Source organism: Corallococcus sp. CA041A (genome assembly GCF_003612075.1).
Lineage (GTDB): Bacteria > Myxococcota > Myxococcia > Myxococcales > Myxococcaceae > Corallococcus > Corallococcus exiguus.
In genome coordinates, this window is record NZ_RAWF01000296.1 from 1 (window position 1) to 11,916 (window position 11,916).

The 11,916-nt window shown below is 68.7% G+C and carries 13 protein-coding genes; 3 read left to right on the forward strand and 10 right to left on the reverse strand.

The features are described from left to right. Positions 1 to 320 precede the first annotated feature (320 nt). The 8 genes from D7V77_RS35555 to D7V77_RS35590 all read right to left on the reverse strand — a co-directional run bounded on the left by D7V77_RS35555 (position 321) and on the right by D7V77_RS35590 (position 6,534). The gene (locus tag D7V77_RS35555; RefSeq protein WP_120580710.1) at positions 321 to 884 is read right to left on the reverse strand and encodes a chalcone isomerase family protein; all 564 of its coding nucleotides are present in this window, start codon (positions 882 to 884) and stop codon (positions 321 to 323) included. 133 nt (positions 885 to 1,017) lie between these two features. Further along, positions 1,018 to 1,755 (reverse strand): DUF2063 domain-containing protein, encoded by a 738-nt coding sequence (locus D7V77_RS35560; RefSeq protein ID WP_120580711.1) that lies wholly within the window; start codon positions 1,753 to 1,755, stop codon positions 1,018 to 1,020. Then, a complete protein-coding gene (locus D7V77_RS35565) occupies positions 1,752 to 2,600 on the reverse strand; it encodes a DUF692 domain-containing protein (RefSeq protein WP_120580719.1) in 849 nt (282 codons plus the stop codon). The genes D7V77_RS35560 and D7V77_RS35565 overlap by 4 nt, the downstream gene beginning before the upstream one ends. Before the next feature lie 113 nt (positions 2,601 to 2,713). Beyond that, on the reverse strand, positions 2,714 to 2,980 hold the full coding sequence (locus D7V77_RS35570; RefSeq protein ID WP_120580712.1) for a hypothetical protein: 267 nt from the start codon (positions 2,978 to 2,980) through the stop codon (positions 2,714 to 2,716). 60 nt (positions 2,981 to 3,040) lie between these two features. Then, positions 3,041 to 3,664, reverse strand: a complete 624-nt coding sequence (locus D7V77_RS35575; RefSeq protein WP_120580713.1) for a YceI family protein — start codon at positions 3,662 to 3,664, stop codon at positions 3,041 to 3,043. Between the two features lie 94 nt (positions 3,665 to 3,758). After that, positions 3,759 to 5,180, reverse strand: a complete 1,422-nt coding sequence (locus tag D7V77_RS35580) for a hypothetical protein (protein ID WP_233597436.1) — start codon at positions 5,178 to 5,180, stop codon at positions 3,759 to 3,761. Positions 5,181 to 5,296: 116 nt separating this feature from the next. Continuing rightward, positions 5,297 to 6,004, reverse strand: coding sequence for a TetR/AcrR family transcriptional regulator (locus D7V77_RS35585; RefSeq protein ID WP_120580714.1), 708 nt, complete (start codon positions 6,002 to 6,004; stop codon positions 5,297 to 5,299). Positions 6,005 to 6,009: 5 nt separating this feature from the next. Further along, complete coding sequence (locus D7V77_RS35590) at positions 6,010 to 6,534, reverse strand: PaaI family thioesterase (protein WP_120580715.1); 525 nt, start codon at positions 6,532 to 6,534, stop codon at positions 6,010 to 6,012. A gap of 81 nt (positions 6,535 to 6,615) precedes the next feature. Between D7V77_RS35590 and fabF the strand changes: the two genes are divergently transcribed. From fabF to D7V77_RS35605, 3 genes are all read left to right on the forward strand, one after another. After that, complete coding sequence (gene fabF, locus D7V77_RS35595; RefSeq protein ID WP_120580716.1) at positions 6,616 to 7,866, forward strand: beta-ketoacyl-ACP synthase II; 1,251 nt, start codon at positions 6,616 to 6,618, stop codon at positions 7,864 to 7,866. 315 nt (positions 7,867 to 8,181) lie between these two features. After that, complete coding sequence (locus D7V77_RS35600) at positions 8,182 to 9,786, forward strand: short-chain fatty acyl-CoA regulator family protein (protein WP_120580717.1); 1,605 nt, start codon at positions 8,182 to 8,184, stop codon at positions 9,784 to 9,786. 1 nt (position 9,787) lies between these two features. Continuing rightward, complete coding sequence (locus tag D7V77_RS35605; RefSeq protein WP_120580718.1) at positions 9,788 to 10,657, forward strand: tetratricopeptide repeat protein; 870 nt, start codon at positions 9,788 to 9,790, stop codon at positions 10,655 to 10,657. A 35-nt stretch (positions 10,658 to 10,692) separates the two neighbouring features. On the opposite strand, the gene D7V77_RS35610 is transcribed toward D7V77_RS35605, so the two are convergent. After that, the gene (locus tag D7V77_RS35610) at positions 10,693 to 11,172 is read right to left on the reverse strand and encodes a hypothetical protein (RefSeq protein WP_233597437.1); all 480 of its coding nucleotides are present in this window, start codon (positions 11,170 to 11,172) and stop codon (positions 10,693 to 10,695) included. Continuing rightward, positions 11,169 to 11,870, reverse strand: a complete 702-nt coding sequence (locus D7V77_RS35615) for a sulfite exporter TauE/SafE family protein (RefSeq protein ID WP_233597438.1) — start codon at positions 11,868 to 11,870, stop codon at positions 11,169 to 11,171. Before D7V77_RS35615 ends, D7V77_RS35610 begins: the two co-directional genes overlap by 4 nt. Positions 11,871 to 11,916 lie beyond the last annotated feature (46 nt).

Here is an 11,916-nt window from a genome sequence, read left to right on the forward strand (position 1 = left end):
GAGGTGTATAAGAGACAGGGGGTGGGCTCCGCCGTCTTGCAGGCGGCGCCAAGGACACAGGAGGCGGCGAAGAGGGCCAGTCGCTTCAAAGCGTTCTCCAGCACGGACAAGGGGTGAGGATCCGGCGCGCATCAACTCCTGATGCGCGGGGGCATTCCAGCTTCAACTCCAGCGCGTGTGACAGGGGCGTCGTCCGCTGTCCACCATTGAAGCAATGGCGTTGCCTCCGGAAACGACCGCGCCCCGCGAAACGCCCCTTCCGTGAAGAAGGGCCGCTCCGGGGGCGCGCGCAGGACTCCGGGTGAAGCGCGAAAGGAGCGTCAGTCTTCCTTGCCGAGGATGCCGTCCTTGAGGCCGCTGTCCACGGGGTCCTTGCCCAGCCACACGGAGAAGAGCGCGTCCGCGAAGTCCTTGCCCTCCACGTCGATGGACTGGCCGCCCGTCACCTGCACGGTGGTGCCCTTGCCGGGGACGTAGGTGAGGTTGAGCTCCTGGCCCTCCTTCACCTCCGCGGGGATGGCGGCCTTGAAGGCGTCCAGGCGCGCCTGGAGCTTGGGCATGTTCGCGCCCGCGCTCTTCTTGAAGCCGTTCTCGATGGCCTCGGTGATCTGCTCCTTCTTGAGGTCGCGCTTCATGAACATGCGCACGCGTTTGACTTCATCCGCGTTGAGCAGCGCGGTGGCGTCCTGCGTGGGGTTCTCCACGTAGAGGCCCAGCGTGTAGACCTTGAAGATGGCCTTCTTGCGCAGGCCCACGCCGTTGAGCTTCAGCTCCTTGCCAGCCACGGTGGCGGTTTCCGGGTACTTCACACCCGCGATGTCCTTGGCCATGACGGGTGCGGCGAGGGTCAGCGACAGCAGCACGGCAGTCAGCGTCTTCTTCATGGTGAAAACCTCCGGGTCGGTTTCTGCGCGATGTTGGACGCAAACCTAGCCATGCGTCTTCACGAAAGGATCCATGAAGGACACTTGCGTCTTGACGTGCTGCGGCGAAACCGCTCGGAAGACAACAGGTTCTTCAATGAATACGGGCTGCCGGAGCCAGCACCAGGCCGTCATTCGCGAAGCGCACCACCTCCGCGTGGAGGTCCGCGGCGGACATGCCGGTGGCCTGGACGACGGCCTCTTCTGACAGGCCCTCCACGGCCATCTTCAGCACCAGCAGCGCGGGCGGCGTGGCCTCCATGTAGAAGGTCATCAGCCGCTCTGGATGGCGCCAGAGCAGCGCCAGCTCCTCGCCTTCCGCCGGCACTGCTTCCGCGCCCCGGGCCCGCACGAACGCGCAGAGCCGGTAGGGCAGCTCCAGCACCGTGAGCGTGGGGTTGGGCATCAGGCGCTCGACGGCGTCCGGGAGGTCCTCCTCGGAGGCGAACACCGCGAAGTCCGTCCACTCGAAGCGCGCGAGCGCGGGCAGGAACGGCGGCAGCCCCTTCGCGTCGGCGGCGTCCGAGACGAAGGGCGCGAAGCCCTCGCCCAGGCGGTTGAGCTCGTAGTGCCGCGCGGGCCGCGTGCGGGTGTAGCCGCCCACCAGCGCGTCCCACGCTTCCGGCGTCACCGCCTTGCGCGTCAGCGGGAAGAGCTTCTCCAGCGTGGAGCGCACGTGGCCGCGCACGAACTGGCCGTAGAGCGCCATGCGCTCCGGATCCACGTCCCAGCCCGGGTGCGACGCGGACAGCTTCAACAGCCCCTCCGCGCCAGGGGGCCCGGCGAGGTACGCATCCATGCTGTCGAAGAAGTGCTTCAGCGACGCCTTCATCGCGCACCCTCCGCGAGCACGGCGCGCGCCTGGTCCGCCTCGTCCAGCACGGCGTCCAGGGACGGGATGGCCTGGTCCCACTCCATCAGCGTGGACACGGGGCCGGTGCGCTCCAGCGTGTAGCGGTACAGCGACCAGACGTCATCGCAGACGCGGTCGCCGTGCGTGTCGATGAGGACTGTCTCGCGCACGTCGTGGCCGGCCAGGTGCACCTGCACCACGCGCTCCAGGGGCAGCGCGTCCACGAAGGCGCGCGGGTCGTAGCCGTGGTTTCGCGCGTTGACCCAGACGTTGTTCACGTCCAGGAGCAGCCCGCAGTCCGCGGCCTCCACCACCTGGCGCAGGAAGTCCGCCTCCTTCAGCGTGCCGCCCGGCATGGCCGCGTAGTAGCTGGGGTTCTCCAGCAGGAAGGGGCGCTCCACGCGCGCCATGACTTCGCGCACGCGCGGCACCACGTGCTCCACCGCGGCCTCCGTGAAGGGTAGCGGCAGCAGGTCGTGCAGGTGGACTCCGCCCAGCCGCGAGTAACACAGGTGGTCGGAGAAGAACGGCGCGTCCAGCCGCTTCACCAGCGCGGCCAGGCGGGTGACGTAGTCGTCATCCAGCGCGTCCGGCCCGCCGATGTTGAGGCCCACGCCATGCGGCAGCAGCGTCCAGCGCTCGCGGCACGCGTCCAGGGCGCGCTGGGAGCGGCCGCCCAGCGAGAGGAAGTTCTCCGGGATGATCTCCACCCAGTCCAGCGCGCGAGGCGTGCGCGGCAGCGCTTCGTAGAAGTCGCGGCGCAACCCGATGCCCGCCCCCAGCGGCTTCAATCCATGGCGGTCTGCGTAACGGGGGGACGGCATGCGGCGCTCCTTCACGTGCGACAGGTGAAACAACACGGGCGGCAGGAAGGACTCTTCCCGCCGCCCGCGAGCCTGGGAGGAGACCTGTCACGCAGGCCCTCCCGAAGCGATGACTACTTCTTGCCGCTGCAGGAGCCAGCGCCGCAGGAGCCGGCGCCACAGGAGCCCTCGGCGCCCTTCTCCGGGGCCGCGGCGGGGGCGGCGGCGGGAGCAGCCGCGTCGGCGGGCTTGTTGCTGCAGCTGGCCTCGGCGCCTTCCGCCGCGCCCGGCGAGGCGGCGTGCACCTTGCTGCCCTCCGCCGCCTTGTTGGACGCACAGCCGGTGGCCAGCGCGCCGAGGGACAGGGTGCCGACGACCGCCGCGAGAGCCTTGACGTTCATGTGTTGCTTCCTTTCGTACCGCGTGGGGTGTGACTACGGGGGAACTGACGACAACGACCGCTACGGCTTGAACTGCGTGGAGCCCCAGGCGTCGACGGTGACTTCGGCCCGCTCGCCTACCTTCAGCAGCAGCGCTTCGGTGCGCTGGATGCCGTAGGCCTCCAGGGGAATCTGGAACTTCGCGCGCACGCGCAAGAGCTCGCCCGCGGCGCGGTTCTTCGTCTCGGCGGTCTCCTGGAGGTACGTGGCCGTTACCTCCACGGGCTCCTCGCGCGTGATGCCGTGGATGGTGAAGGTGCCCTTCGTCTTGAGCACCACCGGCTTCGCGTTGGCGAGCGGCGCGGGCAGGGCCACGTCCTTGAACTCGAAGACGATGTCCGGGTGCTTCGCCGCGTCCAGCCAGCGGTCGTTCTGCAGGTGGCCGTCGCGCGTCTCGTTGCCCGTCTTGATGGACTTCACCGGCACCTGGAAGCGGCCGCTGGCCTTCTGCCCCTGCACGTCCACGCGGCCCGTCACCTGGTTGGACAGGCCGTTGATGACCTCCAGCGGCGCGTCCAGCACGAACATCACCGTGTCGCGGCTGTTCGGATCACGGAAGACGAAGTGCTTGTCGGAAGCCGCGGGCTCCGCGGCGGACGCGGACAGCGACAGGGTGGCGGCGAGCATCAGGACGCTGCGGAACATGGCGGACCTCATCTACGGATGCCGCGAACCTCGCGGATGCATGCGATACGCGACAACCGGGAATCGGTTACGGCCCTTTCTCTTCTCCAGGTGTTCACCCCGCGTCGTCCGGGGTCCGCTCGCCATCCAGTGCCTCACGCCACCCACTGCCCGGCGCAGCATGGAGCGTGACGCCGCCTGGGTCAATTCGGACGCCCAGGTTCTCCAGCAAGGGGGCCAGTTCGGAGAAGGCGGGCTTCGGCAGATGGCGGGCGAGCAGCACACCGAACAGCGGCTGGCCCGCGACCGTGTCCACGGCGTCGCCAAAGCTGGCAAGCGTCGCGGTGGGGCCGCGCGTGGCGAGCAGCTCCAGCACGTCCTCCAGTTGTGCGCGGCCGTTCGTCACGCGGCGCAGCTCCACGTCCAGGTGCAGTGCGAAGAGCGCGCCGGTCCAGTAGATGCCCATGAAGTTCCGCTCTTCGGCGACGACCTCCTTCATCGTGCGTGAGCGCGAGGCGGCCTGGCCTCGCGCGAAGCCATTCGTCAGCTCCCGCCAGGCCTGCCGGGCCGTCTGGCGTCCGGAGCGCGCGCGGGCGAGCTCCGTGAAGTAGGTGGCCAGGCCCTCGGTGAGCCAGGCCTCCCGGGGAACCAACGCCGGATGCGTCAGGTGCAGCATCTCGTGGACGGCGACCCAGTCCTTCGCGAAGGACGCGGCGGTGGCGTCCTGGCCCACGAGGATGGAGATGCTGGGCGGAGCGCTCCACAAGGTCATCCCGAAGACTCCGGGCGTGGCATCACCGGGCACTGGCAACACGCGCACGGTGATGCGCGGGTACGGGAAGGACTTGCGCACGGTGACCACCTCGCGCCCGGCCTGTTCGAGCCACGCGCAGAGGTCCGCGTCCGTCAGGTGCGTGAAGCGGCCCAGCAGGACGACCTCCATCACGGAGGCTCCGACATGCGCCTCGCACCGCCTGCCACCGAAGGAATGGAAGCCCGCGTCGATGAGGTCCTCGCCGCGCAGGTGGTAGACGCCGTTGTCTCCGGGGGTCCAGGGCAGGAGCACGTCCGCGCCAGACGCAGTGACGTCCACGCGCATGTTGGCCGTCACGCGGCTGGGGGTCAGCAAGTAGGCCTTGCCGGCCACGTGCCACGTGTCTCCTTCTCCCATGCCTCCGAACAGGTGCCTGCCGCCCCCTAGAGGAGAGGAGGCCAGCGGGTAGGCGTAGCGGATGATGCGCGTCCCCTCGGGCACCTGCACCACGCCATTCCTGGGGAAGACGTCGAACCGGGTGCCGACCTCATCCGTGACGAACAGGGACTCCACACGCCCTGGCTGCCGGAAGAGGAACTCGCGCGGAAACTTCCGAGGAAGGAAGACCTCCACGTTCAAACGCGGCGTGGGGTCCTGCGTGTAGATGATGTTGTAGCGGAGGGGAACTGCCTCGTCCAAGGGGGACGAAAGCGGCGCGGAGGCACATGCGCTCAACGTGAGCGCAAGGCTCAGCAGCCACGCGCGAGCCACCCACTTCTTCAATGCGCCCACTTCATCCCCGCAGTTCAAGATCCGCGCAGAAGGACTCCACGGTGGACCCCATGTCGTCCAGCCCGGAATGCCGACGCACCAGGAACACATGTCGGCAGGACGTCTGCTCAGAGGGGCTTCTTACGCGCGGAGCCGACACGGCGCTTCCGGGAAGGCGCCTTCTTGCGCGAGGCAGGAACCCTGCGCGGCGCCGCGTGCGCGCGAGGCGCCTCGTTCGTGGCGCTCCCCTCCCCCTCCACGGGAGCCCCCGCGACGAGCAGCGCGCGAGCCGCATCCAGAATCTCCCCCGCCAGCGGCTGGGACGCGGTGGCCCGCGCGAGCGTCATCGCGCCGAAGCACAGCGCCACCGTCGCCAGCATCTGCTGCCGGGGCGTGGCGCCCTCACGCGGGGGCAGGTGCGTCCGGGCCTGGCCCACCAGGTCCTCCAGCCCCTGGCCGAACGCGGCCTGCACCTCCGGCGCCGCGCGCGTCAGGTCCGACAGGAGCGACGGCATCATGCAGGTCGTGTCGCCCGTGCCCCGGTTGAACTGATCCAGGTAGCGCCGCGCGAAGCGATCCAGGAACACGGGGCCCCGCGCCTGCTCCAGCCCCGCGAGCCAGGGCGTCCTGCGCGCCGTCATGAAGGCGCGCAGCGACTCCGCGAGCAGCGACTCCTTGGAGGTGAAGTGGGCGTAGAAGCCGCCCACCGTCAGGCCCGCGGCCCGCATCACCCGCTCCACGCTCGCACCGCTGAAGCCCTCCGCGCGGAACAGCTTCTCCGCCGCCGCGAGGATGCGCGCGTGCGTGGCCTGCTTGTGTTCAGCGGTGTAGCGCATCGCCCCTACTCCTTGCCGCCCGCGCCCGGCGGCCGGAACACCATGCACGTCGTCGTGCCGTGCGCGTAGAGCGTGCCCTTCTCGTCCACCAGCCGGCCCTGCGCCGTCGCCACGCGGCCGCCCAGGTGGATGACCTCGCCCTTGCAGAACAGCTGCCCCGTGTCGTGGGCAATGCCCTTCACGTAGTTCACGTGAAGCTCCAGCGTCGTGTAGCCCGCGCCCACCGGCAGCATCGTGTGGATGGCGCATCCCATGGCGGAGTCCATCAGCGTCGCGGCCAGCCCGCCGTGCACCATGCCAATGGGATTGTAGTGGTGCTCGCCCGGCTTCACCGCGAACACCACCCGGCCCTCCTCCACCTCCACGGGAGTGAAGCCCATCAGCTCCGCGATGGGCGGCCCCGGCAGCTCCCCGCGCTGGATGGCGCGCAGGTACTCCAGCCCCGACAGCTTCTTCGCCGCGGAAGCGCCCTCCTTCGGGTCCCTCCACGTCACCGTCCGCGTGCGCGGATTGTCTGCCTGCTCGCTCATCGGGGCTCCCTTGGGCTTGAACTCATGGAAGGATGGTCATAATACCATCCCGGTTCAACGAACAGGGTCAAGGAGTGCGCGATGGAACAGCGGCGCGTCGTCGTGACGGGAATGGGGCTCATCAGCCCTTGTGGCATCGGCGTGGAGAAGAGCTGGGACGCGCTGGTGAACGGCCGCAGCGGCGTGGGGCCCATCACCCTGTTCGACGCGAGCGCGCTGGACTGCCGCTTCGCCGGTGAGGTGAAGGGCTTCAACCCGGAGGACTACATCGAACGGCGCGAGGTGCGCCGCATGGACCGCTTCGCGCAGTTCGCGGTGGCCGCGTCGGACATGGCCCTCGAGGACTCCGGGCTGGTCATCACCGAACAGAACGCGGAGCGCGTGGCGGCCGTCATCGGCTCCGGCATCGGCGGTCTCAGCAGCCTGGAGGAGACGCACCGCAAGGCGCTGGAGAAGGGGCCCGACCGCATCAGCTCCTTCTTCATCCTCCAGATGATCATCAACATGGCGCCCGGCTACATCTCCATGCGCCACGGCATCAAGGGCCCGTCCTGGGCCACCAACTCCGCGTGCTCCACCAGCGCGCACGCCATCGGTGAAGCGATGCGCGGCATCCAGCGCGGCGAGTTCGACGTGGCGCTGGCGGGCGGCGCGGAGGCCCCCATCTCCATGCTGGGCGTGGGCGGCTTCGCCGCGATGAAGGCCCTGTCCAACCGCAACGACGCGCCCCAGGCCGCGAGCCGCCCGTTCGACAAGGACCGCGACGGCTTCGTGCTCGCGGAAGGCGCGGCCATCCTCATCCTGGAGGAGTACGAGCACGCCCGCGCCCGGGGCGCCCGCATCCTCGCGGAGCTCGTGGGCTATGGCGCCAGCTCGGACGCCTACCACGTCACCTCCCCCGCGCCCGGCCACGAGGGCGCCCAGCGCGCGATGAAGGCCTCCCTGAAGGATGCGCGCATGGCCCCCGCGGACATCGGCTACCTCAACGCCCACGGCACCTCGACGGACATCGGCGACCTGCTGGAGACGGAGGGCATCGCGAAGGTGTTCGGCGACGCGGCGAACACGCTCGCCATCTCCTCCACCAAGTCCATGACGGGTCACATGAACGGCGCGGCCGGCGCCGCCGAGGCCGTCATCAGCATCCTCGCCCTCACGCGCGGTGTGCTGCCCCCCACCATCAACCTGGAGAATCAGGATCCGCGCATCCCGCTGGACTGCGTGCCCAACACCGCCCGCGAGGCCCGCGTGAACGCCGTCATGAGCAACTCCTTCGGCTTCGGCGGCACCAACGTCGCGATCGTCTTCCGGAGGCTCCCGGAAGCGCGGTGAGTCGCTGTAAATAATCTGCCGCTTTTTTACTGACTTTTCCCCAGTCCCGCCGCGCCGCGTCAGTCAAGGGTTGACAGCGCGGTGCACAAGCGCCGCCGCCGCACACCGGGGACGCCTGAAAGCCCTGTGATTACATGGGATTACGTCCCTGGAAGGCCAGGGTGGAGGCAGTCAACCCTTCGCGCGTCGCCTGCGGGACAGCGCTGCGGCGATCCGAAAACGTTGATTGCAAATCGGTAAATCGATTTGCAGAGTGGATCCAGAGACCCGGTGTTGGAGCGCGCCTCCTGACGCGGCCCGCCGGGGGTTGGAGCCATGAACAACGACAACGCGCTGAACGCGAACGTGGGGCTGAAGCTTCGAGGCCTGCGCTTGCAACGCAACATCAAGCAGGCGGACGCCGCGAAGGACCTGGGTGTCTCGCCCGCGTACCTGAACCTCATTGAGAAGGGCAAGCGCGTGATGCCCTTCCCGCTCCTGTGGAAGGCGCTGCGCTACTTCGAGCAGGACCCCGAGCAGTTCATGTCCACGCTGGGCGAGGGCCGCGTGGACGAGGCCCTGGCGAAGCTGCTGGATGAACCGCTGCTCAAGAGCCTGGACATCGACTCGGAGTCGCTCCAGTCGCTGTCCGCGGAGCCGAAGCTGGCCGGCACCGTCGCCGCGCTGTTCAACCTCTACAAGAACACGCGCACGCAGCTGGAGAACGTGCTCGCGCAGCTCAACGTGGAGGAGCGCACGCGCACGCAGGGCTCCCCTTCCGGTCTGGGCAACACGCCGGGCGTGCGCTTCGACTACTCGCCCTTCGACGAGGTCAGCGACTTCCTGGAGAAGCACCGCAACTACTTCCCGGAGCTGGAGGAGCAGGCGGAGGGACTGCGCCGCGACTTCCGCCTGGAGCAGCAGCTCACCAGCAGCAACCTCATCCGCATGCTGGAGGAGCGGTTCGACTTCAAGGTGCAGATTGAACGCGCGACCAGCGGGTCGTCCGTGGTGCGCCGGCTGGACCTGGACACGCGCACGCTCACGCTGTCACCGGACCTCACGGAGCAGCCGCTGAAGTTCCAGGTGGCCGCGTCCATGGGCCTGATGGTGATGGACCGCGAGAAGCTGGTGGAGCGCATCCTGGGCGCGGGCCGCATGCGCCACGGGGAGACGGAGCGCCTCATCAAAGTAAACCTGGCGAACTACTTCGCCGGCGCGTTGATGCTGCCCTACGGCGAGTTCTTCAAGGAGGTGCAGCGCACGCGCTACGACGTGGAGCTGCTCTCCAACATCTTCGGCACCACCTACGAGACGGTGGCCCACCGCATCTGCAACCTGTCCGACCCCAAGCGCCAGGGCCTGCCCTTCCACTTCCTGCGCGCGGACATCGCCGGGAACATCTCCAAGCGCTACAGCGGCACCGGCATCCGCTTCGCGTCCGGCGGCGGCTCCTGCGCGAAGTGGGCGGTGCACCTGGCGTTCCTCAACCCGTCCCAGATTACCCGGCAGTACTCCATCATGCCGGACGGCACGACGTACTTCTGCTTCGCGAAGGTGCAGTTGCAGCCCATTGAAGGCTCCATCGTGAAGGGCACGGCGTACTCCATCGGCCTGGGCACGCACGCGGAGAACGCGAAGTACCTGGCATACGGCCTGCCCACCAACGACCTGCGCAAGGACGCCATCCCCAGCGGCATCTCCTGCCGCTTCTGCGAGCGCACGGACTGCAACCAGCGCGCTGCCGCCAGCTACCGCTTCGCGTTCGCCTTCGACGAGTACACGAAGAAGGACTGCTTCTTCTCCCCGCTGCTGGTCCACGAGAAGGAGAAGGCCGAGCGCAACGGAAACGCCGAGCCCGATGGCAACGGCGCTGAAGGGGGCGAGAAGCACGATTCGCTGGACAGGGGCGTCCGCCGCCGCAAGGTTCACGAGAACTGACATGCACCCGTCCGACAACGAACGCGCCCACATCGCAGACGCCATCCAGAAGCAGAAGAACGCGCTCGCCCCGCTGCGCATCACCGGCTCGCCCTCGGAAGTGGGCCAGGGCCTGGTGGCGCTGGCGGAGCTGTACGGCATGCTGGAGGACCACGCGGCGAGCCGCGAGCACTACGAGGAGGCCTTCGGCTTCTTCAAGACCGCGGGCAACAAGCCCGGCCAGGCCCAGGCGCTCTTCGGCCTGGGCGTGGTGAAGGCCTACTTCGAGGATCACAAGAGCGCCATCGAGCACATGGCCACCGCCGCCCTGCTCTTCAACGAGGCGCGCGACCGCGAGGGCGAGGCGCTCTCCCGCGCCTGCATCGGCGAGTCCCTGCGCGCCATGGGCGAGGTCGACGGCGCCGAGGAGAAGTACCAGGAGGCGCTCATCCTCTACCGCCAGACGCGCAACAGTGAGCGCATCGCGCGGCTGCTGCTGGACATTGGCGACCTGCGCATGGCCAAGGGCGAGTACGAGCCCGCCCGCAAGCGCTTCCTGGAGGCCGTGCCGCTCCTGGAGCAGGGCGAGGACGCGGAGGCGCTCGCGCTGGGGCACCTGCTGCTGGGCGAGTCCGAAGGCCTGCTGGGCCACCACGACAACGCGCGGCCGCACCTGCTGCGCGCGGTGGACGTGTACGGAGAGATGCACGACCACGTCTACGAGGCCCGCGCGCGCTGGGACCTGGGGCTGTCCTGCTACTACCTCCAGGACTACGCCGCGGCCCGCGAGCAGTTCGAGGCGGTGCTGCCCATGTACGAGGACCTCAAGCAGCACGACGAGGTGGCGAAGGTGAAGAACGTCCTCGCGCACTTCGCCGCGCGCGGCGTGTAGCCCCGCGCGCGGTCTTCATTGCGTCTGACTCCGGTTCAGGCCTGGAAGCCCGCGCCCACCGCCAGCGCGAGCAACCCGATGACGCCCGCGGCGATGGCGGCGTAACGCCACTCGCCGCGCAGGCCCAACAACGTCCCCGCCATCGCCAGCCGTGCCACCGGCGTCACCAGCAGCATGGACGCCGCGCCCTTGCGCAACAGGTCGATGGCCACGTGCACGGACTCGTCGCGCGGCAATAACTCCAGCCCGAGCGACGTGACGAACATGGCCCCACTGGTGATGGCCCCGGTGCGCAGCATGCGGGCAATCCATCGCTCCCCGGCCGCGAGCCTCCGGGCCCCCCGGCGCTCGCGTGGGAGCACCTCCGGCTGGGTGATGGGTTCCTGCGGGAGCTCCTCGTGGAACTCCGCGTCCAACGCCACCGACGTCGCCTGCACGTTGCGACGTGGGGGTCCTGCCTCCGGCACCATCATCGACGGGTGGACACCGGGTAGCTCAGGCTCCGCTTCACTCATTTCCATACGCTCGGCCACAACCCCTCCCCTCCCTTCCACAACATCTGTCCGGCCACAATCAACAGGACCGCCGCGAAGAGCTTCTTGAGCACCGCGGTCGGAGTCCTCAGCATCAGCTTGCTGCCCACGGACGCGCCGCCCAGCACCCCTACGACCAACGGCGCCACGAGCCCCAGATTCAATTGGCCGCGCCACGCGTAGGCCGCGACGCTGGCGGCGCCGGTGACGCCCACCATCAGGTTGCTGGTGGCGCTGGCGACCTTGAAGGGCACGCGCATGCCGTAGGTCATCAGCGGCACCTTCAGCGGGCCACCGCCCACGCCCAGCAGCGCGGACAGCCCGCCCGCCACGAAGGAGCCGGAGATGCCCAGCGGGTAGTTGCCGGGCTCGTAGTTGGCCGCCGTCGCAGGCTCCTGGACGGGGCGGCGCATCAACAGCATCTGCAGCGCTACGAAGAGCGTGAAGAGGCCGAACACCACGGCCACCATCGCCTCCGCGACGAAGGCCGCCACCAGCCCTCCGACGATGGCGCCCATCACCGTCGCCAGCTCCAGGGTGAGCCCCAGCCGCAGGTCACTCAGTTTGTTCTCCACGTAGCTGGCGGCGGCGGCGCAGGAGTTGGCCACCACGCACATCAGGCTCGCGGGGACGGCCTGCTCCAGTGGGATTCCGAAACCCAACACGAGCACGGGGACCAGGACCTGTCTCTTATACCCATCTGACGCTGCCGACGATCTTACGCGT